22 protein-coding genes are annotated in these 25,807 nt (G+C 66.3%); 15 read left to right on the forward strand and 7 right to left on the reverse strand.

The window, feature by feature from the left end; translation table 11 throughout:
• The first annotated feature begins 62 nt into the window (after positions 1-62).
• The 8 genes from gloB to lpdA all read left to right on the forward strand — a co-directional run bounded on the left by gloB (position 63) and on the right by lpdA (position 11,253).
• On the forward strand, positions 63-842 hold the full coding sequence (gene gloB / locus ASF52_RS20635) for a hydroxyacylglutathione hydrolase (RefSeq protein WP_056176338.1): 780 nt from the start codon (positions 63-65) through the stop codon (positions 840-842).
• 272 nt (positions 843-1,114) lie between these two features.
• Complete coding sequence (locus tag ASF52_RS20640; RefSeq protein ID WP_244472908.1) at positions 1,115-1,720, forward strand: TetR family transcriptional regulator; 606 nt, start codon at positions 1,115-1,117, stop codon at positions 1,718-1,720.
• Positions 1,721-2,035: 315 nt separating this feature from the next.
• The gene (gene mdh / locus ASF52_RS20645; protein WP_056176341.1) at positions 2,036-2,998 is read left to right on the forward strand and encodes a malate dehydrogenase; all 963 of its coding nucleotides are present in this window, start codon (positions 2,036-2,038) and stop codon (positions 2,996-2,998) included.
• A gap of 103 nt (positions 2,999-3,101) precedes the next feature.
• On the forward strand, positions 3,102-4,298 hold the full coding sequence (gene sucC / locus ASF52_RS20650) for an ADP-forming succinate--CoA ligase subunit beta (protein WP_056176342.1): 1,197 nt from the start codon (positions 3,102-3,104) through the stop codon (positions 4,296-4,298).
• An 8-nt stretch (positions 4,299-4,306) separates the two neighbouring features.
• Positions 4,307-5,191, forward strand: coding sequence for a succinate--CoA ligase subunit alpha (sucD, locus tag ASF52_RS20655; protein WP_056176345.1), 885 nt, complete (start codon positions 4,307-4,309; stop codon positions 5,189-5,191).
• Between the two features lie 183 nt (positions 5,192-5,374).
• A complete protein-coding gene (locus tag ASF52_RS20660; RefSeq protein WP_056176348.1) occupies positions 5,375-8,347 on the forward strand; it encodes a 2-oxoglutarate dehydrogenase E1 component in 2,973 nt (990 codons plus the stop codon).
• A gap of 78 nt (positions 8,348-8,425) precedes the next feature.
• Positions 8,426-9,739: a 2-oxoglutarate dehydrogenase complex dihydrolipoyllysine-residue succinyltransferase gene (gene odhB, locus ASF52_RS20665; protein ID WP_056176352.1), complete on the forward strand. Its 1,314-nt coding sequence runs from the start codon at positions 8,426-8,428 to the stop codon at positions 9,737-9,739.
• 113 nt (positions 9,740-9,852) lie between these two features.
• Complete coding sequence (gene lpdA / locus ASF52_RS20670; protein ID WP_056176355.1) at positions 9,853-11,253, forward strand: dihydrolipoyl dehydrogenase; 1,401 nt, start codon at positions 9,853-9,855, stop codon at positions 11,251-11,253.
• 40 nt (positions 11,254-11,293) lie between these two features.
• Here the strand turns inward: lpdA and ASF52_RS20675 are convergent, their stop codons facing one another.
• Positions 11,294-12,508: an MFS transporter gene (locus ASF52_RS20675; protein WP_056176358.1), complete on the reverse strand. Its 1,215-nt coding sequence runs from the start codon at positions 12,506-12,508 to the stop codon at positions 11,294-11,296.
• A gap of 186 nt (positions 12,509-12,694) precedes the next feature.
• On the reverse strand, positions 12,695-13,519 hold the full coding sequence (locus ASF52_RS23645; RefSeq protein ID WP_338011720.1) for an OmpA family protein: 825 nt from the start codon (positions 13,517-13,519) through the stop codon (positions 12,695-12,697).
• Between ASF52_RS23645 and ASF52_RS23650 the strand changes: the two genes are divergently transcribed.
• Positions 13,487-14,035: a hypothetical protein gene (locus ASF52_RS23650; RefSeq protein ID WP_338011721.1), complete on the forward strand. Its 549-nt coding sequence runs from the start codon at positions 13,487-13,489 to the stop codon at positions 14,033-14,035. The two genes, ASF52_RS23645 and ASF52_RS23650, sit on opposite strands and share 33 nt — an antisense overlap.
• Positions 14,036-14,921: 886 nt before the next feature.
• On the opposite strand, the gene ASF52_RS20685 is transcribed toward ASF52_RS23650, so the two are convergent.
• Positions 14,922-15,935 (reverse strand): DUF2865 domain-containing protein, encoded by a 1,014-nt coding sequence (locus ASF52_RS20685; RefSeq protein WP_056176363.1) that lies wholly within the window; start codon positions 15,933-15,935, stop codon positions 14,922-14,924.
• 138 nt (positions 15,936-16,073) lie between these two features.
• Here ASF52_RS20685 and ASF52_RS20690 point away from each other — a divergent pair, with 138 nt between their 5' ends.
• Complete coding sequence (locus ASF52_RS20690; protein WP_056176366.1) at positions 16,074-16,604, forward strand: CreA family protein; 531 nt, start codon at positions 16,074-16,076, stop codon at positions 16,602-16,604.
• 70 nt (positions 16,605-16,674) lie between these two features.
• Here ASF52_RS20690 and ASF52_RS20695 read toward each other — a convergent pair whose 3' ends face one another.
• Positions 16,675-17,019, reverse strand: a complete 345-nt coding sequence (locus ASF52_RS20695; RefSeq protein ID WP_056176933.1) for a hypothetical protein — start codon at positions 17,017-17,019, stop codon at positions 16,675-16,677.
• 312 nt (positions 17,020-17,331) lie between these two features.
• Between ASF52_RS20695 and cysS the strand changes: the two genes are divergently transcribed.
• Complete coding sequence (cysS, locus tag ASF52_RS20700; protein ID WP_056176370.1) at positions 17,332-18,711, forward strand: cysteine--tRNA ligase; 1,380 nt, start codon at positions 17,332-17,334, stop codon at positions 18,709-18,711.
• Between the two features lie 202 nt (positions 18,712-18,913).
• Here the strand turns inward: cysS and ASF52_RS20705 are convergent, their stop codons facing one another.
• Complete coding sequence (locus ASF52_RS20705) at positions 18,914-19,516, reverse strand: TIGR00730 family Rossman fold protein (protein ID WP_056176373.1); 603 nt, start codon at positions 19,514-19,516, stop codon at positions 18,914-18,916.
• Positions 19,517-19,733: 217 nt separating this feature from the next.
• Here ASF52_RS20705 and ASF52_RS20710 point away from each other — a divergent pair, with 217 nt between their 5' ends.
• Together ASF52_RS20710 and ASF52_RS20715 are read left to right on the forward strand one after the other, a co-directional pair.
• Positions 19,734-21,248, forward strand: a complete 1,515-nt coding sequence (locus ASF52_RS20710) for a LysM peptidoglycan-binding domain-containing protein (RefSeq protein WP_056176376.1) — start codon at positions 19,734-19,736, stop codon at positions 21,246-21,248.
• 199 nt (positions 21,249-21,447) lie between these two features.
• Positions 21,448-23,358, forward strand: coding sequence for an ABCB family ABC transporter ATP-binding protein/permease (locus ASF52_RS20715; RefSeq protein ID WP_056176378.1), 1,911 nt, complete (start codon positions 21,448-21,450; stop codon positions 23,356-23,358).
• A gap of 113 nt (positions 23,359-23,471) precedes the next feature.
• Here the strand turns inward: ASF52_RS20715 and ASF52_RS22770 are convergent, their stop codons facing one another.
• Complete coding sequence (locus ASF52_RS22770; RefSeq protein WP_156630251.1) at positions 23,472-23,963, reverse strand: HEPN domain-containing protein; 492 nt, start codon at positions 23,961-23,963, stop codon at positions 23,472-23,474.
• Positions 23,960-25,042 carry a DUF262 domain-containing protein gene (locus tag ASF52_RS22270; protein ID WP_156630253.1) on the reverse strand — a complete coding sequence of 361 codons (1,083 nt, stop codon included), beginning with the start codon at positions 25,040-25,042 and terminating at the stop codon, positions 23,960-23,962. The genes ASF52_RS22770 and ASF52_RS22270 overlap by 4 nt, the downstream gene beginning before the upstream one ends.
• A gap of 240 nt (positions 25,043-25,282) precedes the next feature.
• On the opposite strand from ASF52_RS22270, the gene ASF52_RS20720 reads away from it, so the two are divergent.
• Together ASF52_RS20720 and ASF52_RS20725 are read left to right on the forward strand one after the other, a co-directional pair.
• Complete coding sequence (locus tag ASF52_RS20720; RefSeq protein ID WP_056176381.1) at positions 25,283-25,516, forward strand: hypothetical protein; 234 nt, start codon at positions 25,283-25,285, stop codon at positions 25,514-25,516.
• Complete coding sequence (locus ASF52_RS20725; protein WP_056176384.1) at positions 25,513-25,806, forward strand: type II toxin-antitoxin system RelE/ParE family toxin; 294 nt, start codon at positions 25,513-25,515, stop codon at positions 25,804-25,806. Before ASF52_RS20720 ends, ASF52_RS20725 begins: the two co-directional genes overlap by 4 nt.
• Position 25,807: the final 1 nt, after the last annotated feature.

Consider the following 25,807-nt stretch of genomic DNA (forward strand, 5'->3'; position numbering starts at 1 on the left):
AACCGGACCGCACCCGGCCCGGTTCCCCGCCGACATCGGACCCCTCAGCCGAGGACAATGCCATGCCCGCTCCCCGACCGGACATCCGGACCTTCCTGTGCCGCAGCGACAACATCGGCGTGCTCCTGCATGACCCCGAGACGGGCGCCTGTGCGGCCATCGACGTGCCGGAAGCGGGCCCCGTGCTCGCCGCCCTCGATGAGGCGGGCTGGACCCTGACCGACATCCTCGTCACCCACCGGCACGCGGATCACATCGAGGGGATCGCCGAGGTGAAGCGGCGCACGGGCGCTCGGGTGACGGCTCCGGCCAAGGCAGGCGCAGCCGTGCCGGAGGTGGACGTCGCCGTATCCGAGGGCGATGTGGTGCGGGTCGGGGCGCTGTCGGCCGAGGTCTGGGAGACGCCCGGGCATTGCGTCGACCACGTCACGTACTGGTTCGAGGCGGCCGGCCTGGTGTTCGCCGGCGATACCCTGTTCACCCTGGGCTGCGGCCGGGTGATGGAGGCGGAGCCCAGCGTCCTGTGGCGCTCGCTCGCTCGCTTCGCCCGCCTGCCCGATGACACGCAGGTCTACAGCGGGCACGATTATGTCCTGTCCAACGCCGGATTCGCGCGGGCCGCCGATCCCGACAACGCGAAGCTGACGGCGCGGATGGTGGAGGCCGAACGTGCCAAAGCCGAAGGCCGCTTCCTAATTCCCACAACCCTGGGAGAGGAGCGGGCGACCAACCCGTTCCTGCGGGCAGGAGAGCCCGCCTTGGCCCATGCGGTCGATCTTGCACCCGGAACCGAGCCCGTACACGTCTTTACTGCATTGAGGGCCTGGAAGAATAAGTTCTGACCCGTTAAAGGGCTTGGCCAGTGTCTCGCACCTGCGAGACATCGGGGCTCGCGAATGTGCACGTCGTGGTGAGCGACGCTGGCGATTTGGTGAGGGGCCCCCGCTTCCTCTCGAACCGTGGTCGGTGTTCCCGAACGATGCAGCCTCCCGGCCCGCCCTTCGTGTTTGGGAAAGGTCTTGCCGCAGGTGACGCTCTCGAGGACGGGCTCCTCGACGACGTGCCCCGGAAGCCATCCTCCGATCGCTCCTCGGCCAGCCGAGCCGGTCGCTCCGTGCCGCGTACGGCACCGATCGCCGTCGATGCGCGCCTCCTGGCTGTCGCCACCGAGCATCTGCGTCGCCTCGGCCCGAAGCGGGTGACGGTGGTGGCCGTGGCGGCGGAGGCCGGGATGACCCATGCCAACGTCTACCGCTACTTCCCCTCGAAGGACGCGCTGCTCGACGCCGTCGCGGGCCGCTGGCTGCGCGACGTCGAGGCGGAACTCGCCCGCATCGCCGATGCGCCCGATCCCGCCGACGACAAGATCGAGCGGCTGCTCTCCGCACTGGCCTCGGCCCAGCGCCTGACCCTGGCCAACGAGCCGAACCTGTTCTCCGTCCATCTCGATGCGGCTGTCGGCGCGCGCCCCATCGCCCGGCGCCATCGGGTTCGTCTGCGCGGGCTCGTGGAGCGGGTGGTGGAGGAAGGCATGGCCACGGGTGCCTTCGTGGCACGGGATCGGGAGCGGGCCATCGCCTACATCTTCGACGCGAGCTACCGCTTCACCCATCCCCTGGCGATCCAACACGATGCGGATCTGCCGGCCGACCTGATCGAGGCGCGTCTCGGCGCCGTGATTCTCGCCATTCAGCGGGTCCTTCGAACGGGTGCGCTCTGAGCCTCCGTGACAGAACGTTTTTCCTGTCACCGAAGGAATCTTCCCGCACGGTGCGGGACTTCGAACTCCTAACGCCTTCGAACATCTGTGTTTTCGCCGATGCTCCCGAACTGCATTGTCGGGAACGTGTGGCCCGAACCCTGCAATGCCGATCCAGCATCGGTTGAAGCTCTGGGCCTTTTCCGCCACACACCGCCGCAGCGCACAGAACCCACACGAAGGCTTGGCGGTGCGATCCTGCCGCCGCAGGTCGGACCCCGTCACACAAGCGGAACACCGCCCACTTATCCCGATCACCGGAGGCTCGTTTTACCCATGGCACGCAGCAAGATCGCGCTCATCGGCGCCGGACAGATCGGTGGCACCCTCGCGCATCTGGCCGGGTTGAAGGAACTCGGCGACGTCGTCCTGTTCGACATCGTCGACGGCGTGCCTCAGGGCAAGGCCCTCGACATCGCCGAATCCGCCCCCGTCGACGGCTTCGATGCGGCCTACTCGGGCGCCAGCGATTATGCCGGCATCGCCGGGGCCGACGTGGTGATCGTCACCGCCGGCGTACCGCGTAAGCCCGGCATGAGCCGCGACGACCTCATCGGCATCAATCTCAAGGTGATGGAAGCCGTCGGCAACGGCATCAAGCAGCACGCGCCCGACGCCTTCGTGATCTGCATCACCAATCCCCTGGATGCCATGGTGTGGGCGCTCCAGAAGTTCTCGGGCCTTCCGACCCACAAGGTCGTGGGCATGGCCGGCGTTCTCGACTCCGCCCGCTTCCGCCACTTCCTCGCCGACGAATTCAAGGTCTCCGTCGAGGACGTCACCGCCTTCGTGCTCGGCGGGCATGGCGACGACATGGTGCCGCTGGTGCGCTACTCCACCGTCGCCGGCGTGCCGCTGACCGACCTGGTCAAGCTCGGCTGGACGACCCAGGAGAAGCTCGACGCCATGGTCGAGCGCACCCGCAAGGGCGGCGGCGAGATCGTCAACCTGCTGAAGACCGGCTCGGCTTTCTACGCGCCCGCCGCGTCCGCCATCGCCATGGCCGAGAGCTACCTGCGCGACAAGCGCCGTGTCCTGCCCTGCGCCGCCTATCTCAACGGCGAGTACGGCATCAACGGCATGTATGTCGGCGTCCCCATCGTCATCGGCGCGAACGGCGTCGAGCGCATCCTCGAAGTTACGTTCAACGACGACGAGAAGGCGATGTTCGACAAGTCGGTCGGGGCCGTGAAGGGCCTCATCGAGGCGTGCAAGGGCATCAATCCGGCGCTCGCCTAACAACGCATAAGATTCGGCGGCGGGTCGTGCGAGCGGCCCGCTCAAGCCGAGCTACAAGGAAACCGGGAGGCCCGGTCCGGCCGGGACGAGGGAGGAGTTTGGCATGAACATCCACGAATACCAGGCCAAAGCGGTTCTCAAGGAGTTCGGCCTGCCCGTCTCGCGCGGCGTGCCGATCTTCAAGGCCGAAGAGGCCGAGGCGGCGGCACGCGAACTCGGCGGCCCGGTCTGGGTGGTCAAATCGCAGATCCACGCAGGCGGCCGCGGCAAAGGCTCGTTCAAGGGCGCGCCCGCCGGCGCCAAGGGTGGCGTGCGCGTCACCAAGTCCCTCGACGAGGTGAAGCAGTTCGCGGGCGAGATGCTCGGCCAGACCCTGGTCACGATCCAGACCGGAGAGGCCGGCAAGCAGGTCAACCGCCTCTACATCGAGGAGGGCGCCCAGATCGAGGCGGAATTCTACCTCTCGATGCTGGTGGACCGCGAGACCGGCAAGGTCGCGTTCGTCGTCTCCACCGAGGGCGGCATGGACATCGAGACGGTGGCGCACGACACCCCGGAGAAGATCGTCACCTTCTCGGTCGATCCGGCCACCGGCGTGATGCCCCACCACGGCCGCCTCGTCGCCAAGACGCTCGGCCTGTCCGGGACCCAGGCCAAGGAAGCGGGCGACCTCACCACCAAGCTCTACGAGGCGTTCACCGCCAAGGACATGAGCATGCTGGAGATCAACCCTCTGGTGCTCACCGGCGACGGCCATCTCAAGTGCCTCGACGCCAAGATCTCCTTCGATTCGAACGCCCTCTACCGCCACCCCGACATCGTCGCGCTGCGCGATGAGACCGAGGAGGACGCCAAGGAGATCGAAGCCTCCAAGTACGATCTCGCCTACATCGCCCTCGACGGCACCATCGGCTGCATGGTCAACGGCGCCGGCCTCGCCATGGCGACCCTCGACATCATCAAGCTCTACGGCGAGGAGCCGGCGAACTTCCTCGATGTCGGCGGCGGCGCGAGTGAAGAAAAGGTCACGGCGGCGTTCAAGATCATCACCGCCGATCCGCAGGTGAAGGGCATCCTCGTCAACATCTTCGGCGGGATCATGAAGTGCGACGTGATCGCCAACGGCGTGATCGCGGCGGTGAAGGCGGTCGGCCTCGAAGTGCCCCTGGTGGTGCGCCTGGAAGGGACCAACGTCGAGAAGGGCAAGGAGATCATCCGGAATTCCGGCCTCAACGTGATCCCGGCGGACGATCTCGACGACGCTGCACAAAAAATCGTCGCCGCCGTGAAGAAGGGCTGAGAGTACCCATGTCCATCCTGATCGACGCGAACACCAAGGTCATCTGCCAGGGCTTCACCGGCAAGAACGGGACCTTCCATTCCGAGCAGGCCATCGCCTACGGCACCAAGATGGTCGGCGGCACCAGCCCCGGTAAGGGCGGCTCGAAGCACCTCAACCTGCCGGTCTTCGACACGGTGGCGGAGGCGCGCGAGGCCACCGGCGCCGACGCTTCGGTCGTCTACGTGCCGCCGCCTGGCGCGGCCGACGCGATCTGCGAGGCGATCCAGGCCGAGATCCCGCTCATCGTCTGCATCACGGAAGGAATTCCCGTGCTCGACATGGTCCGCGTCAAGCGCGCCCTGGAAGGCTCGAAGTCCCGCCTCGTCGGCCCGAATTGCCCCGGTATCGTCACCGCCGGCGAATGCAAGATCGGCATCATGCCGGCCAACATCTTCAAGCCGGGTTCGGTGGGGATCGTCTCCCGCTCGGGCACGCTGACTTACGAGGCGGTGTTCCAGACCACCAACGCGGGGCTGGGCCAGACCACGGCCGTGGGCATCGGCGGCGACCCGGTGAAGGGCACGGAGTTCATCTCCATGCTCGAACTGTTCCTCGCCGACGACAGGACCGAGTCCATCGTGATGATCGGCGAGATCGGCGGCTCGGCGGAGGAGGAAGCGGCGCAATTCATCGCCGACGAGGCCAAACGCGGCCGCAGGAAGCCCATGGTCGGCTTCATCGCCGGCCGCACGGCGCCCCCAGGCCGCCGCATGGGTCATGCGGGCGCGATCATCTCGGGTGGCAAGGGCGGCGCCGAGGACAAGATCGCCGCCATGGAGGCGGCCGGCATCCGGGTTTCGCCCTCGCCGGCCCGCCTTGGCAGCACCCTCGTCGAAGTCCTCAAGGGCTGACGCTTGCGGTGCGCGGGCCTGTGTTGCGCCGCATTCAGGCTCGGGCACCCATATGAGATCCGACGGGCGCGGCTCACCCTGCGTCCGACTTTCCAAATCCGATCCCCGGCGCCCGGCGCCGGATCGGGCGGCGGTCGCCCCGGATGGGGTGGCCTTGAGCCAAGCGGTAGGATGACCTGAACGATGGCACGCCAGGACGCGCTCGAAACCTCGTTCCTCTACGGCGGCAACGCCGCCTACATCGAGGAACTGCAGGCCGCTCATGCCCGCGATCCGAATTCGGTGGATCCCGCGTGGCAGGACTTCTTCCGCTCCCTCAACGAGGACAAGGGCGCCGCCGAGAAGAATGCCGCCGGCGCCTCGTGGCGACGCCCGAACTGGCCGGTCCACGCCAACGGCGAGATCGTCTCGGCCCTCGACGGCAACTGGTCCACCGTCGAGAAGGCGATGGGCGATAAGATTCGCGCCAAGAGCGACACCGCCAAGGAGCCCGTCAAGGGCGTCGTCGTCGCCTCCGCTCCCGGCATCTCGGTCGAGCAGGCGACCAAGGATTCGGTCCGCGCGATCATGCTGATCCGCGCCTACCGCATGCGCGGCCACCTGCATGCGAAGCTCGACCCCCTCGGTCTCGCCCCGCGCGGGGACCACGAGGAACTGCACCCGCAGCATTACGGCTTCGAGGAGAAGGACTGGGACCGTCCGATCTTCCTCGACAACGTACTCGGCCTCGAATTCTCGACGGTTCGCGAGATCGTCGAGATCCTCGAGCGCACCTACTGCCAGACGCTTGGCGTCGAGTTCATGCACATCTCCAATCCGGAGGAGAAGGCCTGGATTCAGGAGCGCATCGAGGGCAAGGGCAAGGAGATCACCTTCACCCCCGAGGGCAAGCGCGCGATCCTCAACAAGCTCATCGAGGCCGAAGGCTTCGAGAAGTTCCTCGACTTGAAGTACACCGGTACCAAGCGCTTCGGCCTCGACGGCTCCGAGGCCATGATCCCTGCGCTGGAGCAGATCATCAAGCGCGGCGGGGCGCTCGGCGCCCACGAGATCGTGCTGGGCATGGCCCATCGCGGCCGCCTCAACGTGCTCTCCAACGTGATGGCCAAGCCCTTCCGGGCGATCTTCAACGAGTTCAAGGGCGGCTCGGCCAATCCGGCCGAGGTCGAGGGCTCAGGCGATGTGAAGTACCATCTCGGCGCATCCTCGGACCGTGCCTTCGACGGCAACAACGTCCACCTGTCGCTCACCGCCAACCCGTCCCACCTCGAGATCGTCGATCCGGTGGTGCTCGGGAAGGTCCGCGCCAAGCAGGACCAGCGCGCCAACCCGCATGTCCACCGCACCAGCGTCGTTCCGCTGCTCATCCACGGCGACGCCGCCTTCGCCGGACAGGGTGTGGTCGCCGAGTGCCTGGGCCTGTCGGGCCTGAAGGGGCACCGTACGGGTGGGTCGATCCACTTCATCATCAACAACCAGATCGGCTTCACCACCGATCCGCGCTTCTCGCGGTCTTCGCCCTATCCGTCGGATGTCGCGAAGATGGTCGAGGCCCCGATCTTCCACTGCAACGGCGACGACCCCGAAGCCGTGACGTTCGCGGCCAAGATCGCCATCGAGTACCGGCAGAAGTTCGGCAAGCCCGTCGTCATCGACATGCTGTGCTATCGGCGCTTCGGCCACAACGAGGGCGACGAGCCGGCCTTCACCCAGCCGAAGATGTACCAGCGCATCCGCAAGCACCCGACGGCGCTGGAGACCTACGGCAAGAAGCTCGTCACCGAGGGCGTCCTCTCCCAGGAGCAGCTCGACGGTCGCAAGGCGGAGTTCCGCGCGATCCTCGATGGTGAGCTCGAAGTCGCCAGCAACTACAAGGCCAACAAGGCCGATTGGCTCGATGGACGCTGGTCCGGCTTCAAGGCCGTGCGTGAGGATGTCGACGATCCGCGCCGGGGCAAGACCGGCGTACCGACGGAGATCCTGCGCGAGATCGCCCAGCGCATCACCACGCCGCCACCCGGCTTCCACCTCCACCGCACCATCCAGCGTTTCTTCGACAACCGCGCAAAGGCGGTGGAGACCGGCCAAGGCATCGATTGGGCGACCGCGGAGGCACTCGCCTTCGGATCGCTGCTTCTGGAGGGGCACCGGGTCCGCCTCTCGGGCCAGGATGTCGAGCGCGGCACCTTCTCCCAGCGCCACGCCGTGGTGATCGATCAGGAGAACGAGCAGCGCTACACCTCGCTCAACTCCATCCGCGAGGGGCAGGCCAGCCTTGAGGTTATCAACTCGATGCTGTCCGAAGAGGCGGTGCTCGGCTTCGAGTACGGCTACTCGGCGGCCGAGCCCAATGCCCTGGTGCTGTGGGAAGCGCAGTTCGGTGACTTCGCCAACGGCGCGCAGGTGGTCATCGACCAGTTTATCTCGAGCGGCGAGCGCAAGTGGCTGCGCATGTCCGGCCTGACCCTGCTGCTGCCGCACGGCTACGAGGGCCAGGGGCCGGAGCATTCCTCGGCGCGTCTGGAACGCTTCCTGCAGATGTGCGCCGAGGACAACATGCAGGTGGCCAACTGCACCACGCCGTCGAACTACTTCCACATCCTGCGGCGCCAGCTCAACCGCGAGTTCCGCAAGCCGCTGATCCTGATGACGCCGAAATCGCTCCTGCGTCACAAGCGGGCCGTGTCCGGCATCGACATGATGGCGGAGGGATCGAGCTTCCATCGCGTGCTGTGGGACGATGCCGAGCGCGAGGACGACGCCACCAAGCTCGTCAAGGACGACAAGATCCGTCGTGTCGTTCTGTGTTCGGGCAAGGTCTATTACGACCTCTACGACGAGCGCGAGAAGCGCGGCTTGAACGACGTCTACATCCTGCGGGTCGAGCAACTCTATCCGTTCCCCCTCAAGGCGTTGGCCGGCGAGATGTCCCGGTTCCGCAATGCCGAGGTGGTGTGGTGCCAGGAGGAGCCCAAGAACATGGGCCCCTGGGCCTTCGTCGAGCCCTACCTCGAATGGGTGCTCGGCCAGGCCCAGTCCTCGGTGAAGCGCGCGCGCTACGTCGGTCGGCCGGCTTCGGCCTCCACGGCGGTGGGCCTGCTTTCGAAGCATCAGGCGCAGCTCCAGGCCTTCCTCAACGAGGCGCTGGCGGTCTGACGTCGGTCCCTCGCAGCCCTTCCTGATCTGAGGGCGCCCGCCAACGGCGCCGTGACACCACCCGGACGGACAAACACCATGGCAACCGACATCCTCGTCCCGACGCTCGGCGAATCCGTCAGCGAGGCCACCATCGGCCGCTGGTTCAAGAAGCCGGGCGATACGGTGGCCGCCGACGAGCCCCTGGTGGAACTCGAGACCGACAAGGTCACCCTCGAAGTCAACGCACCGGCGGCCGGTGAACTCGGCGAGATCCTGGTCAAGGACGGCGAGACCGTGGAGCCGGGCGCCCTGCTGGGCTCCATCGTCGAGGCCACCGGCGGTGCCAAGGCAGCGGCTCCGAAGAAGACCGAGCAGAAGGCCGAGACCCGCTCCGAGGCGCCCGCCGAGGACAAGGGCGAGCAGAAGCCCGCCGAGGCCCCGGCCGAGAGTTCGTCGGCCGGTTACGGCAATCACGGTGACGGTGCCCCGGCCCAGGCTCGCGAATCCGGCGACAACGGCCCGGCGGTCTCCAAGATGGCCCGGGAATCCGGCATCGATCCCGCGACCCTGAACGGCTCGGGCAAGGATGGCCGCGTGACCAAGGGTGATATGCTGGAGGCCAAGGCGAAGGGGCCGTCAGCACCGGCGGCGGCCCCCGCCCGGGAGGCCAAGCCCACCGCCCCGCGCGTCCCGTCGAAGCCCGACGATGCGGCCCGCGAAGAGCGCGTGCGCATGACCAAGCTGCGCCAGACCATCGCCCGCCGTCTCAAGGACGCGCAGGACACGGCCGCGATGCTGACGACGTTCAACGACGTCGACATGTCCGCCGTGATGGCCATGCGCAGCCAGTACAAGGACATCTTCGAGAAGAAGCACGGCACCAAGCTCGGCTTCATGGGCTTCTTCACCAAGGCGGTGATCGGCGCGCTCAAAGACGTACCGGCGGTCAATGCCGAGATCGACGGGCAGGACCTCGTCTACAAGAACTATTACCACATCGGCATCGCGGTCGGCACCGATAAGGGCCTCGTCGTGCCGGTGGTGCGCAACGCCGACGACCTCTCCATCGCGGGCATCGAGAAGACCATTTCCGGCTTCGGCAAGAAGGCCCGCGACGGCAAGCTCTCCATCGAAGAGATGCAGGGCGGCACCTTCACCATCACCAACGGGGGCATCTACGGCTCGCTGATGTCGACCCCGATCCTCAACGCGCCACAATCGGGCATCCTCGGCATGCATCGCATTGAAGAGCGACCGGTGGTCCGGAACGGGAAGATCGAAGCCCGGCCGATGATGTACCTCGCCCTGTCCTACGATCACCGCATCGTCGACGGGAAGGAAGCCGTGACCTTCCTCGTGCGCGTCAAGGAGGCGCTTGAGGATCCGGCACGCCTCGTGCTCGACCTCTAAGGCCCGGCAGCTAACCGTCCGCCGGCCGCGATCCACGCTGCCGGACGCTTCCGCGCGCTTCGTATCCGATGGTGGGGCATGACCCGCCGCCCACTTCAGCGAGTCAGAATCCCATGTCCTACGATCTCGTCGTCATCGGCACCGGTCCCGGCGGCTATGTCTGCGCCATTCGGGCGGCTCAGCTCGGCCTCAAGACCGCCGTGGTGGAGAAGCGGGCAACCCATGGCGGCACCTGCCTCAACGTCGGCTGCATCCCATCGAAGGCCCTGCTCCATGCTTCGGAGGCCTTCGAGGAGGCGGGCAAGCACTTCGCCGACATGGGCGTGATCGTCAGCGCGCCGCAGCTCGACCTCGCCAAGATGATGACGTTCAAGCAGGACGGCGTCGACGGCAACACCAAGGGCGTCGAGTTCCTGCTGAAGAAGAACGGCATCGACGCGTATCGGGGCACCGCGCGCCTAGCGGGTGCGGGCCGCGTCGAGGTGTTGTCCGAGGATGGCGGCAACCAGCTTCTCGAGACGAAGAACGTCGTCATCGCGACGGGTTCGGACGTCACCAAGCTCCCCGGGGTCACCATCGACGAAACCATCGTCGTCTCCTCCACCGGCGCGCTTGCCCTGGAGAAGGTGCCGGGCAAGCTTCTCATCATCGGGGCCGGCGTCATCGGCCTCGAGCTCGGCTCGGTCTGGCGCCGCCTCGGCTCCGAGGTCACGGTGGTCGAGTATCTCGACCGTATCCTGCCGGGCATGGATGGCGAGGTCGGCAAGCAGTTCCAGCGCATCCTCGGCAAGCAGGGCGTACAGTTCAAACTCTCGTCCAAGGTCACGGGCGTCGAAGTGGCGGATGGCGCCGCCACCGTCACGGTGGAGCCCGCCGCCGGCGGCGAGGCCGAAACGCTTCAGGCCGACGTGGTGCTCGTGGCTATCGGCCGCGTACCCTACACCGAAGGCCTCGGCCTGGAGACGGTGGGGGTCGGCCTCGACAACAAGGGCCGCATCCAGACGGACAGCCACTACGCCACCAACGTCACGGGCATCTATGCCATCGGCGACGTGATCAGCGGGCCGATGCTGGCCCACAAGGCGGAGGACGAAGGGGTCGCCGTGGCCGAGCTCCTGGCCGGCCAGTCGGGCCACGTGAATTACGGCGTGATCCCGAACGTGGTCTACACCTATCCGGAGGTCGCTTCGGTCGGAAAGACCGAGGAAGAGTTGAAGAAGGACGGCATCGCCTACAACACCGGGAAATTCCCCTTCACCGCCAACGGCCGCGCCAAGGTGAACCATACCACGGACGGCTTCGTGAAGATCCTGGCCGACGCCACCACCGACCGGGTGCTCGGCGTGCATATCGTCGGTGCGGATGCGGGCAATCTCATCGCAGAAGTCGCTGTGGCGATGGAATTCGGCGCCTCCGCCGAGGATGTCGCTCGCACCTGTCACGCCCATCCGACCCTGACGGAAGCCGTCAAGGAGGCCGCCTTGGCAGTCGCCAAGCGCGCGATCCACATCTGAAAGCGACGCGGCGGTCTCGCTGCCCGCGAGCCCGCCTCGCTCAGGTTTCCGTCGGGACCAACGGCGGAAGGCGCGACAGATGCAGCGCGATGACGAGCGCCAGTCCGTAGAGGGCTGCGAAAAACGCGACCACGCCGACCCAGCCCGAATGCGCGAAGAACCAGCCCCCTGCCGTGCCGAGCACCGACGAGCCGAGGTAGTAGAGGCATAGGTAGATCGAAGAAGCCTGGGCGCGGTCCCGGAGGGCCCGGCGGCCGATCCAGCTGCTGGCGACGGAATGGGCGCCGAAGAAGCTCACCGTGACGACGACGATGCCCAAGATGATGAGCCAGAGGCGGTCCGAAAGGGTCAGGGCGATGCCGGCCAGGCCCAGCAGGATGGCGAGCCAGAGGACCTTGCGTCGGCCGAGTCGGCTTGCGATCTCACCGGTCGCTGCCGAGGAGAAGGTTCCGAACAGGTAGACGACGAAGATCGCCCCGATGGCGGTCTGGCTCAGGTCGAACGGCGGGTCGAGCAGCCGAAAGCCGATGTAATTGTAGACGCTCACGAATCCGCCCATGAGCAGGAACGCCTCGGCGAACAGCCATGGCAGGCCGGGATCGCGGAAATGCTGGCCGAAGGTGCCGGGCACTTCGCGCCACCGCATCCGGTTGGCTCGAAAACGCCGCGAGTCCGGCAGGCTCATGAGAAACGCGATCGCCGCGACCAGAGCCAAAACGCCGATGGTGCCGAGCCCCCAGCGCCACGACGCATGATCGGCGATGATGCCGGCGACCAGCCGGCCGATCATTCCCCCGAGGGCATTGCCTCCGATGAGAAGGCCCATGGATAGGCCGATGGCGCGTCCGTGCATCTCTTCGCTCAAATAAGCCATGGCCACGGCCGGCAGACCGCTCGCGGCCAACCCCGTCAGGGCACGGAGAGCGAGGAAGCCGTGCCAACTCGGCACCATGACCGCGACGATGGTGAGGATCGCCGACGCAAACAGGGACGCGACCATGACGGGCTTGCGTCCCCACACCTCGGAGAGGGGACTCACCACGAGCAGCGCGAGGGCGAGGGTGGCGCAGGGAAGCGACAGGGCCAGGCTGCTCTCGGCCGGCGAGACGTGAAATTGATCGGCAAAGACCGGCAGCAGCGGTTGCACGCCGTAGAGCACCGCGAAGGTGGAGAACCCCGCTGCCGCGAGCGCCAGGGTGGTGCGCCGGAAAGCCGGCGTACCGGCCTCGATCAAGCGAGGCGTTGCCTCGTCCATGTCGGCTCCTATGGGAGGCGATGGTCTGCGGTGCTGCGGCGCGACGAACGGAGCCGACGCTATCCGAAGACGACCGCGCCGGACGATGCCCGGCATGTGGGGGAGGAACAGTACACGCGCACTTCCGTGAAGGCGAAGGTCGGGGAGAGACGGGCCGTGCCAGGGATGACACGGCCCGTCGGATCGTCACCGCGGCGGCGTGCCGCCGCCGGCCTGCTGCTGGATCAGCGGGGTGATCCGCCGCACGGTGACCCGGCGGTTCTCGCGGGACGGCCCCTGTGTGTTCACCTTGAGCGCCTGTTCGCCGTAGCCCTGGGTCGTGAGGTTTTCGGGCGGAACCTGAAAGTTCTGAGTCAGGACCGTCGCCACCGACTGCGCCCGCCGATCCGACAAGGACAGGTTGTCGACATCGGAGCCCACCGCGTCGGTGTAGCCCTCCACGAGGAAAACTTCCTGCGGATTGGCCCGGATGGCCTGGTTCATCGCCGCCGCGATGGTCGCGAGGCGCGACGCCTGATCCGGCGTCACGGTGAACGAGCCGGTCTCGAAGGTGATGGTGTCGATGTCCACGCTGCGCATACGGGCCCGCAACTGCGGACTGTAGCGTACCTGATCGAGGGTATAGCGCCGGTCCAGGGGCACGACCGGCGGGGCCGAGAGGGCTTCATAGACACTGCGCTCGTCGGCTCCCTCGTAATCCACGACGTAGCGCTCGCGCGGAATGCGGATATCGGGCGGAGGCAGATCGACGACATCCTCGTAGATCGGGCGTCGCGGACCGCTGAAGCTGTTGTCGATGATCACGACCTCTCGACCATCACGGAACCGGCGTGAGCGCCGCACGAGACGGCCGTCGTCGTCGACGATGGTGACGATCTGTGCGCCGTCCGGTCGATCGAGATAGGTGACGGTGTCGCCGCCGCGGCGCTCGCTGCGGTAGCCGCCGCGGCCCAGATCGCGGAACCGCTCGTTCTCATCGTGGCGGATGAAGGTGCGGTCGCGATCGCGCACGATGATGCGACCGGGCTCGCGGATGTAGGTCCGGCCATCCTCCTGAAATTCACGCCGGTCGCGGCGGACACGGTCGAAGTCGCGAGTCTCATCGTCGTCGCGGAAGCCACCCGGAATGTAGCCGGGGCGACCCGGCGCGTTGAAGCCCTGGCGCGGACCGCCGCGCTCGAACGCGTCGCGTCGCTCGCGATCCTGGCGATCATCATCGACACCGCTCCGGCGGTCGCCTCCGCGCAAACCGTCGTCGCGCAGCCCCGGCTGGTCGCCACGGTCACGGGGATTGCTCTGGTCCCGGGCCGCATCCGGATCGCGCGGGCCACGGGGGGCAATCCGATCCGGCGCCGTATCCTGCCCGCGTTCGTTCGAACGCCCGGTACCGGTCGGCTCGTCTCGACCCTCGGCACCCGGCGCACCGGGAGGCGTGAAGGGACGTCCGGGAACGCCCGGCCTGGCATTGGGCGCGACTTGAGGCGCCGTCTGGGGAGCGCCCTGTGGTGCGACCTGCGGAGAAGGTGAAACCGGCTGAGGCGCCCCCGGTGCAGCCGCGGGTGGTGTGGCCGGCTGCCCAGGCCGTGTGGGCTGCGTCGGAGCGGTCGGCTGGGCCGGATTCAGCGACGGCTGCCGCTCGGCCGGACCGGTGTCCTGTCCACGTCGTCCGGGCGCGTCTGGACGGACTGGCTCGGCACCGGGTGTCCGGCGTTCTGGCTCCGCGCCCCGGACCGGGGCCTGCTCCGACGGCTGTGTCGGGTCAGGGGTACGATCGCGTTGTGCCGGCGAAGTGGGTCGCTCGGTCGGTCCGCGTTGATCCGGACGACGGTCCTGTCGCTCAGGGCTTTCCTGTCGATCGGGGCGCCCCTGCCGGTCGGGCCGCTCCTGACGTTCCGGACGGGCCGGCCGCTCCTGCGGGTCGGGCCGCTCTTGTCTTTCGGGTCTCTCCTGCCGGTCAGGCCTGTCCTGGCGGTCGGGCCGCTCCTGTCGAGGTGCCGGGCGCTCGGCCGGGGTCCGGTCCTCACGCGGGGCAGAGCGCTCAGGCCTCTCCTGACGCGGCTCGGGCCGCTCCTGGCGCGGCGCCGGTCTCTCCTGACGGTCTGGCCGCTCCGGCCTGTCTTGGCGCTCTCCACGGGGTTCGGACCGTTCCCGGCCCGGGGATGGGCCGCCACGCTGTCCCTCGCTGTCGGGTCCGCCTTGCGCGACCTGCATCTTTCCCATCCCCGCCGGATCCGCCCAGGAAGGGCCGGACAGCGCCAGAGTCGGCAGGATCGTACCGGTGAGAAGGAGCAGGCGGATGATCCGCATCGAAGGCACTCACGGCTGTGGATGAGGCCTTCGGAACAGAGTGGGGCCAGGATGGTTCCCGTTCGGAACGATACCGCGAACCCGCCAGGGCCACCGGCGGCCTGCGTCAGGGCGTCGTCGCGCGGCCCTGCCCCTGCCCCGGGAACAGGTTCGGTGCGATGATCCGGACGGCTTGGCGCTCCTCGCCGGCGACTGGGGCCGCGGGTTCCGTGGGAGCACCGGTCTCGTTGGTCACGAGGCCCGTGCGGGTGGCTGCGTCGGCCGCCAAGCCCGCCGCCGTCTTGTCGGCCCGCCCGACCAGGGTCAGACGAACCTTTGGCCGCGACAGGGCCTCGGCCTGCATGGGTGTGACGAAGATGTCGCCCTTGTGCCGCACCAGCATGCTCTCGGCCTTCACGAGCGATTGCGCCCAGCTCTGGCCCTCGCGCTTGCACGAGCAGTTCGGGGTGAAGGTCGTGCGGAACTTGAAGGCGTTGGCGAGCGAGACGTAGGCTTTCGCGCCCCGCAGCGTCGCGGCGTGTTTCAGGGCGTCGTCGCCGTGCGGCATCGAGTAGGCCACGGCCTCGGCGCCGGGGCATAGGGCCTGGCACAGGTCGTCGGCGCCTTCGCGCCCGTCGGGCAGGTTGGCCATGGGGAAATAGGCGCCGTCGCAGGTGCGGACGCAGACAACCTGGGCTCCGCCCCGGGCGCGTTGCTCGCGCGGCGTTCCATCCAATGCGTTGAGCGCCACGCGGCTCGCCGTATCCGTGCAGGCGGAGGCCACGGCCGCCGTGAGCTGCCGGCGGCGCGCGGCCGTGACTTCCCCGTTCTCGGCGCCGTAACCCGCATTGAGCGCGCGGATGCGCTGCTCCACGGCTCCGCATTGCGGCGGACGCGAATCGAAGAACAGGAACCGGCCGCCCTCGCAATTCAAGGTGCGATAATAGGCATTCAGCCGCCCGATCTCGTTCTGCAGCGCGCGCGCCGTGTTCGCTCCGTCGCTCAGGTTGGCGAGCTCCGAACGGTAGCGCAGGCAGGCGTCGGAGGCTTGCACCTGCGCCGTCCCCACCGTCCCGAGGGCGACGAGGGTCATGGCGAGCGCCCGGACGAGCGTGCGGATCTGCGGAAGGATCAGCGGCATGGCCTGACAGGATCGGGAGTGGAACCTTGCCGCCGACGGGAATCGGAGCGGCGGCGAAGCGGAAGTTTTGTACTCGCCCTCGCGCGGGGGCGACAGCCTTCCCACATGCGCCCCAGCCGAGTTGGGGGGGAATGCAGGATGATGTGGCTTCGGGGTCTCACAGGGGGAATGGCCGCTGCTGCCGTCGTGGCAGGAGCGCTCGCCGGCGCGGTGTCCGCCAAGGCGGAGGATGCCGATCGGATCTTCGACAAATCGACGGTCTGGCGCCCCCTTACACCGAACGACAAGCTCGTGGTTTACGGCATCGACGATCCGGCCGTGGCCGGTGTGGCGTGCTGGTACACCCAGCCCGAGAAGGGCGGCATCAAGGGCACCCTGGGGCTGGCCGAGGACGTCTCGGACATCTCGCTCGCCTGCCGTCAGGTCGGTCCCGTGCAGTTCAAGGACAAGCTCGGTCAGGGCGAGGTGGTGTTCAGCGAACGCCGCTCGCTGATCTTCAAGTCGATGCAGATCGTGCGCGGATGCGACGCCAAGCGCAACACGCTGATCTACATGGTCTATTCGGATAAGGTGATCCAGGGCTCGCCCAAGAACTCAACCTCGGCCGTGCCGCTCATGCCGTGGGGCACGGAGCCGCCGCCGCGATGCGCCGATGCCATGAAGAAATAAGCTTCCAAACACGCTCGGTCCGGCCACGGATCCTGAAATCCGATGGCCGGCGCTGATCCGGTCCGGTCGCTCAATCCTGGCAGGTGATGCGGATCGGACGCTCGGCCTGCTTGATCACGGGAGAGGTGGGAATCGCCCCGGTGTACTCGTCCTGCGCCGCGACGCCGAAGGAACCGGCGGAGGCGAATCCCTGTGCTTCGCACCAGGCATTCGCGACCACCTGTCCGCAGCTGCTCTCGCCATTGCTCAGGCAATCGCCGACGCCGTAGCCCTCGCCGGCCGGGATCAGGAACGTCTTCTCCACCTGAGACACCGCTTTGGTGGGAGTCTCGCCGTCTCCGCCCGCGAGCGCGGTGGAGGAAATCATCAAGGCGAGAGCGAGGAGGGTGCCGATTTCGGCGGCCGGGCGGCGCATGGGCAGAACCTCGATGGAGGGATTCGGGTTGGGGGAAATCTCAAGGGTCCAGGTAAACAAACCCTTTCCGCCCTGGATCGCTTTCGATAGGCGGCGGAGCGGCGCTGTTCTCGAATTGCTCATGGGTTCGGGGTAGCCCAGGACGGCCGACGGCACCGTCGCCTTCGTGCAACAGGCGCCGGCTGCAGCGCGGCACCCCCGCCGTTGGACGTGTCGGTCGCCACGGGGTACCGACGCCGGGAAGCGGCGAAGAACCAAGGCGCTAGGGGCGGTCGAGCTGTGCGATCCGCTCGAGGGACGAGGGACGGTTTCATGGCCCCGATGTTGCGGCTCTACAACACGCTGACGCGGCAGAAAGCTGCGTTCGCGCCGATCGATCCGAGCCATGTCCGGATGTATGCCTGCGGTCCGACGGTCTACGACGCGGCCCATATCGGCAACGCCCGCCCGATCATCGTCTTCGACCTGTTGTTCCGGCTCCTGCGCCACCTCTACGGCGCGGCGCACGTCACCTACGCGCGCAACGTCACCGACGTGGACGACAAGATCAACGCCCGCGCGGCCGAGCGCGGCATCACCATCCGTGACCTCACGGATGGGACGCTCGCGGCCTTTCACGACGACATCCGTGCCCTCGGCGTGCTGATGCCCGAGGACGTGAACGTGGCGGGCGAGCGTCCGCGTTTCGTCGAGCCGCGCGCCACCGATCACATCGCCGAGATGATCGCCATCATCGAAGGGCTGGTGGCGGCCGGTCACGCCTACGTTGCGGATGGCCACGTGCTGTTCGACGTGCCCTCGATGCCCGATTACGGCGGCCTGTCGAAGCGGCCCCTCGACGAGATGGAGGCCGGCGCCCGCGTCGAGGTCGCCCCCTACAAGCGCTCGCCCCTCGACTTCGTCCTGTGGAAGCCTTCGAAACCCGGCGAGCCGTCCTGGCCCTCGCCGTGCGGCCTGCCCGCGCCCGGCCGTCCCGGCTGGCACATCGAGTGCTCCGCCATGTCGTGGAAGCACCTGGGAAAAACCTTCGACATCCATGCCGGCGGCATCGACCTCATCTTCCCGCATCACGAGAACGAGGTCGCCCAATCGCGCTGCTGCTTCTCCACCGACGTGATGGCCAACGTCTGGCTCCACAACGGTTTCCTGCAGGTGGAGGGGGAGAAGATGTCGAAGTCCCTCGGCAACTTCATCACCATCCGCGACGTGCTGAAGGACTGGCCCGGCGAGGTGGCCCGGCTCGCCATGCTCAAGACGCACTATCGCCAGCCCATCGATTGGACGGTGCGGGGGTTGGAGGAAGCGGCCCGGACCCTGGAGCGCTGGTACGTGATCGTCGGCGATAGTGCAGCCTCTCCGGTGATTCCGGACGGGCTGCTCGAACCCCTGACCGACGATCTCAACACCGCTTCGGCACTCGCGGAACTCCACCGCCTCGACGATCCCGCCGGCCTCAAGGCGGGCGCCAACCTGATGGGTCTGCTCACGCAGACCAAGTCGGCCCGCGACCAGGGCAGCATCCGGGCCGCCGGGCTGGACGTACTCGAGGTCGAGGCCCTGATCGAAGTGCGCCGCGCGGCCCGCGCCGCCAAGGACTGGGCCGCCTCCGATCGTGTCCGCGACGCGCTTTTGGCCATGGGCGTCACCGTGAAGGACGGCAAGGACGGCACCGTCTGGAGCGTGACCCCATGATCGCCCCCGCCGATCGCCAGCCGATCGTGGTCGCCGATGCCGGGCCGCTGATCCGGCTCGCGGCGGCCGGCATCCTCGATACGCTCCGAGGACTCAATCGGCGGATCGTCCTGGTGGACCGGGTCGAGAAGGAGGTCACGGGCGACCTGTCGAAGACCTTTGCATTCCCAGCCGATGTCGACCGACGCGGATTGAGGGCGATTCAGAGCCGTTCGGTGACGAACGCCTCGGCCTGTGGGGCGGGCGGCGAAGCGGCCGCCGCGTCGCGCAGGATCCCGACCACGTCGCCGGCTTCGCTGGCGACGAGATAGCTGAGGTCGAGCCCCTCCCGGATGAATCCTTGGGCTCGCATGTGGTCGAGGAGCGTCAGGAGCGGCGTCCAGAACTCGGCCACGGAGAGCAGCAGGATCGGCTTGTTGTGCTGGCCGAGCTGCGCCCAGGTGAGCTGCTCCACCAACTCCTCCAGGGTGCCGATGCCGCCCGGCAGGGCCACGAACGCGTCGGAACGCTCGAACATCAGACGCTTGCGGGTGTGCATGTCCTCGACGACGATGGTCTCCTGGATCTCGTCGAGCATGCGCTCCCGGGATTTCAGGAAGCTCGGGATGATGCCGGTGACATGGCCCCCGTTCTCGAGGACGGCGCGCGCCACCGTACCCATGAGGCCGACATTGCCGCCGCCGTAGACGAGGCCGAGGCCGGCCTGCGCCAGGGCCTTGCCGAGGGCCTCGGCCGCCGCGGTAAAGGCCGGGTCGCCGCCGAACCCGGAGCCGCAATAGACGCAGACCGTCCTCACCGGTGCCATGTGCCGCTTCCCCTCCGGGTCCGGCCGCGCGGGCGCGTGCCGTCCACGGGCCAAAGTGCTGATTTTACGGGAGATCCGGCCTTGAAAAGGCCGTCGGGATTTGGTGTTCCGGTCATGTTCGTTAATATGTCGCCGTCAAGTGCCGATTTGTCGCCGGGGCAGGTCAGGGTCGATCGCGGTTTCGCCGCCCGGACGATGGAAGAGGGAGTGGTGCGTCATGAAGGCGGAGTTGCGACGGAGCATCTTCCTCGCCTGCGTGGGGCTTCTGGGCGGCTTCACCCTCGTCGTCACCCTCTATGGCGCGAGCGAGTTGTTCAAGCACGGATTCGGCACGCCCGAGGGCCGGGCCGTACCCCTCGTCACCGATCCGCTCGCGGGCTCCGGGGAGGGAGCGCTGCCGGTGCCGGGAAAGCCCCGGTCGGACCGGCTGCCGGAGCCGGACCGGCTGCCGGAGCGGACGCCCGCCCAGGCATCGCGGGACACTCCGGCGGCGACCGGCACCGAGGCGTCGGCGCCGACCTTCGACATCATCCGCGTCGAGCCGTCGGGCGAGGCCGTCATCGCCGGGCGGGCTGCGCCCAACACCACCGTCGAGCTGCTGCGCGACAATCAGCCCATTGCCCGTGCGCTCGTCGACCCGTCCGGCCAGTTCGCCATCGTGCCGCCTGCCCTGTCCCCCGGCAGCAGTGAGATCACCCTGCGGTCCACGGGGGCCGATGGCCGATCCGTGGTTTCGCGCGACTCCGTCGCCGTGGTCGTCGCATCGAAGCGCGACACCAAGCCCTTGATCGCGTTGACGTCTCCCGACAGGCCGACGGTGGTTCTGTCCCACCCCGAGCTTGTAGCGCCGCCCCCGGCCGCCGTCGCCGCAGGAGCGCGTGACGGGGCCAGGACGGGGCCCAAGACCGGGTCCGACACCGCGAGGGCGGAGGCGAAACCCGAGGCCGGCAAGGTGGTCGAGGGCAAGGTGGCCGAGGGCAAGGCGCCGGAGAGCAGGCCCCCGGAGACGGAGCGGGCCGCCGGCGCGAGCCCGGTCAAGATCGTCAGCGTCGAGGCGGAGGAGGGCGGCCGGCTCTACGTCACGAGCCAGGCCCAGCCCGGCGCGACTCTGCGGCTCTACCTCAACGACACCCTGGTGGCGCCGGGCAGCGCCGGGGCGGACGGGCGCGTCGCCTTCACCATCGGGCGGGGCGTCCAGCCGGGCGCCTACACCATCCGGGTCGATCAGGTGGACCCCGTCTCGGGCAAGGTGAAGACCCGCTCCGAGGTGGCGTTCTCCGTGCCGGCCGTGAAGCCGGCCGTGCCCCGACCCACCGTGAAGACCCCCGCGGCCACGCCCGAAGCAGCCGCACCGCCGGCGCGAATCGCCGTTCTGGAACAACCGCTTAGCCCGGCCGCAGCCCGACCACCGGGCGAGGCCGGGCCCTCCCTTGCGGCGACCCCGACCCCGGCGGCGACGACGCCGGACCTCAATCCCGGCACCACTCCCGACCCGAAGCCGGAGCCGCCCCGGACGGTGTTCGTGCCGGAGGTCGGCACGGCGCGGATCGTGCGGGGCGACAGCCTGTGGCAGATCAGCCGGCGCATCTACGGGCGCGGCACCCGCTACACGGTGATCTACGACGCCAACCAGCCGCAGATCCGCAACCCGGACCGGATCTATCCGGGCCAGATCTTCGTGCTGCCGAGCGACGGAACGGCGGCGGTGGCGGGCACCGAACGGCGCGGCTGAGCCCGTTCCACGCCCTGCCGCGTGGAACGGTCCATCCCCCGAAAACCCGCTTTCTGGAACGGCGCATCCACGAGGGTGGCACGGCGCACGGTCCCCACGCACCGGCGCGGGGCGGCCTTGCGCCGAGGCGCGGCTGTCATCGGGCGCGGACCGGCTTATATCCGTTCCAAATCCAGCCTTCACCGAGAATCGAAACGGCATGACACCCGATCCCGCGCAAGCGCCGGACGGCGCACCGCCCGCGCGCCCCGGCCTCGTCGCCACCTATCGCCGGCTGTGGCCCTACCTGTGGCCGTACGGCCGGCCCGACCTGCAGCGGCGGGTGTTCCTCGCGTTCGGCCTGCTGATCGTGGCGAAGTTCGTCACCATGGTGACGCCGTTCACCTTCAAGTGGGCGACCGACGCCCTGGTGGCCCTGACCGACCCGAAGCCCGGCGCCGCGATTCCCACCGGCGTGTTCGCCGCCCCGATGGTGCTCATCGGACTCTACGGCCTGTCGCGGGTGGCGATGGCCGGGCTGACGCAGGTGCGCGACGGGCTGTTCGCCAAGGTGGCGATGCACGCCGTGCGGCGTCTCGCCCTGCAGACCTTCGATCACATGCACCGGCTCTCCCTGCGCTTCCACCTCGAGCGCAAGACCGGCGGCCTGACCCGGGTGCTGGAGCGCGGCCGCGGCGGGATCGAGGAACTGTCGCGCCTGATGGTGCTGACCCTGGTGCCCACCATCGTCGAGTTCGTCCTCGTCATCGGCGTCCTCGCCTACGAGTTCGACTGGGTCTACTCGGCCGTGGTGTTCGTCATGGTGGCGGCCTATCTCGGCTTCACCTGGAAGGCGACGCAGTGGCGCATCGAGATCCGCCGCCGGATGAACAACTCCGACACCGACGCCAACACCAAGGCGGTGGATTCGCTCCTCAACTTCGAGACGGTGAAGTACTTCGGCGCGGAACGCCGTGAGGCGGAGCGCTACGACGCCTCCATGGCCAAGTACGAAAAGGCCTCGACGCAAACCTACGTGTCGCTCGCCGTGCTCAACGCCGGCCAGGCGGTGATCTTCACCATCGGCATGACCGTGGTGATGTGGCTGGCGGCGCGGGACATCATGGCCGGGCGCACCACGCTGGGCGGGTTTGTGCTGGTCAACACCATGCTGATCCAGCTCTCGATGCCGCTCAACTTCATGGGCATGATCTACCGCGAGATCAAACAGGCGCTGATCGACATCGACGACATGTTCCTCATCCTGCACCGCAACCCCGAGATCGCCGATCGACCCGACGCGACCCCGCTGCGAGCCCAGGGCGGGACGGTGGAGTTCCGGGACGTGCGCTTCGCCTACGATCCCGCCCGGCCGATCCTGCGCGGTGTCTCCTTCACGGTGCCGGCGGGCCAGACCGTCGCCATCGTCGGCCCCTCGGGCGCCGGCAAGTCGACCCTGTCGCGGCTGCTGTTCCGGTTCTACGAGCCGCAGGGCGGGCGCATCCTGGTCGACGGCCAGGACATCGCCGGCGTCACCCAAGGGTCGCTGCGCGCCGCCCTCGGCATGGTCCCGCAGGACACGGTGCTGTTCAACGACACCATCGGGTACAACATCCGCTACGGCTGCTGGGACGCCACCGACGCCCAGGTGCGCGAGGCCGCCGCACTCGCCCAGATCGACCGCTTCGTCTCCGCCCTGCCGGAGGGCTACGACACCCCCGTGGGCGAGCGCGGCCTGAAGCTGTCCGGCGGCGAGAAGCAGCGCGTCGCCATCGCGCGCACCATCCTGAAGGGCCCGCCGATCCTCGTCCTCGACGAGGCGACCTCGGCCCTCGACAGCTTCACCGAACGCGAGATCCAGGACGCCCTCGACACCATCTCGCAGAACCGCACCACCCTCGTCATCGCCCACCGCCTCTCGACGGTGGTCAACGCCGACGAGATTCTGGTGTTGGACAAGGGCGTGATCGTCGAGCGTGGGGCGCACCAGGGGTTGCTGGATGCCGGTGGGGTCTATGCGTCGCTGTGGAGCCGGCAGCGGGAGGCTGATGCGGCTTTGGCGGTTTTGCAGGGGGCGGACGGTGAGCGGGGGCGTGTGGGGGTTGGGCGGGAGGCTGTACCGGCGGAGTAACATAAATTGCGTTACTTAAATGATTTGGAGTCTTGAGATGGGTCGAATTAAGTATCGATTACCTTTCCTGAGTTGGATCTAGATTATGAGTTTATAGAATGATGCTTTGTACATCACGCGGGGCCTAAAAAATGCGTGTAGACTCGGTCAAGTAGTCCGCTATAGGCATTGAAGTAGTTTTGAAGTTTGCTTGACGAAACATCTACATGAACCTTCTTTCGATGAGCAATCGTAATGCGGTCGTCGACCATATTATCGAGATGCTGCTTCTCAGCATCAAGCTCATTGTCCCATTGACGCTTTAATTCCGCTTCGAACGCCGAATCGAATAAGCCAACGAGTTCAAGAATTTTAGTAGTCTTAGGGTTTTGGTAGCTTTCGCAGATTTTCTCGATGGGCCTGTAGATGCGGCTATTTGACCTTTGCTTGGCATACTCAATAAAAATGCGCTTAAGCAATTGCTCAAGGCTTCCGCAAATAGAAACGCAGATTTGTTGGCTTGATAAGGATATAAGTTCATCCCGATCTTTTCCAGACCCGGCCTTGATGATAGCTATCTGAAATTTTAGGCGATCAAACTCGGCTTGAAGCTCTTGCCGCTTCATATCTTAGCAAAGGCCTTTTCGGCCTCCTCCATGCGCTTCTTAACGTTTTCCTCGTCAGCAGTGGCCCTTATATAGCCCTCGATGAAGCGCTCGTTCTGTAATAGTTCGTTGTAGGCAGATAGTGCTGCTACAGCTTTGGGGTCCGCTTTTTTCGTGAGGCGATGGGCGAGCGCACAGGTCACCGCGTCAAAGACTGCGGTGTTAAGAGAGCGGTCAGGGCGGAAGGTTCGAGCGCCCAGTGCCTTTGTAACAAACCCTACTGTTTTAAGAAAAATTTCACCTAGCTCTTGCAGCTGCGCATCTGGCAGGCTTCGTTTTTCCTTCATGTAATTATTAAGAAAATGCTTCATAGGGCTTTTGTATTCGGCGCCCTTTTCATAGAAGGCCATAAATCGTAGGATGAGTTCTACGTCTTTAAGGCGCTTGCTTTTGGGGCCGTATACCTTCCGCCACTCCGCATTTTCATTGAGATTGTGCAGATAATCATTGAATCTACCATGGCAAATACATGATCTAATCTCTTGAGGCGAAAGCTTGATTCCGCCAGTGTTGATTCGCTCGAAAACTTCGTAGACGCTATTGATTTCACCCTCGGGCAAATCTTGCTTAAATACCGTGGCGTGGATCACTGCATCATCTAGGCGTGCGCGATCAGCCTCATCTAGTGTCTTGTAGCTCCGTCCGCCGAACTTTGTTTCAATTCCAGTTAGTAAAAATTCCTTTCCATTTATAACACCTTCGGTAAAATATAGAAGTGACTTCAAGCGTTGCTGGCCGTCAATCACAAGGTGCTTTCCGGATTCGGCTTCCTTAAACAGAAAAATCCCGGGGACGGGGAGGCCTAGAAGGAGTGACTCTATAAAACGAGAGCACTGGTTCTGGGACCAGACAAAAGCGCGCTGGAATGGAGGAATGTAGAAAAGCTTCTTTCCCATTCGTGAAACAAGTGTCTCGACCGGATAGTCGACGCCGAATGAAGAAATCGAGAACAAATCGCCGGTGGTTGATACGTCCTCATCCGCATCCTCGACATTCGTTAAATCTTCTAATTCTTCTTTCAATTGTTCAATGTCGTTCACGATTTTCTCCTGGGCGTCCGCCCCCAATTATTACAATAAAGCCCTGCAAGCAGATTATTAAAGAGTTTTAAGCTGAGCAATGATTCATATGCTACAGAAATAATTTCAGCCAAAGCTGAGCGTTGAAACAATCCCTAGCCAGAGATGTTATTTTGCATAGGTTGGGAATCTTGCACAAGACCGAAACGGCCGATTCATTTTCATTTTGTTTGGTGCGGGTATCACATGCATAATGAGGGCATGACCGAGCTTCTGGATCACGCCATCGAGCGCGTCCGCGCCCTCCCGCCCGAAACACAGGACGCGTTCGCCCGCGTCCTGCTGAACCTTGCGGGCGACGAGGACGACCAAGCCGTCTATCACCTCACGCCGGCCGAAGAGGCATCGCTCGCCAAGTCCCTCGAACAGGCCGAACGCGGCGAGTTCGCGACGGACGAACAGGTGCGGGCGGTCTGGGCGAAGCACGGCCTTTGAGACTGCGCTACACCCCGGAGGCGGTGGCCGAACTCGCCGGCGTCCTCGATGGGATCGCGGACCAGTCTCCACAGGGCGCGCGTCGCGTCCGGTCGCGCATCCTGAAGACCATCGATCTCCTCGCGGAGCATCCTCACGGCGGCCAGCGCACGAACCATCCGACGCTGCGTCGCATCGTGGTGCGACCCTATCCCTACCTGATCTTCTACCGTGTCACCGACACCGAGTTGATCATCATCGGTGTCCGCCATGCCGCCCGTGACCCGGCGTCCATGCCGGATGCGCCGTGAC

Origin of the sequence: Methylobacterium sp. Leaf112, assembly GCF_001423295.1 — a bacterium.
In the GTDB taxonomy this organism is placed as follows: Bacteria; Pseudomonadota; Alphaproteobacteria; order Rhizobiales; family Beijerinckiaceae; genus Methylobacterium.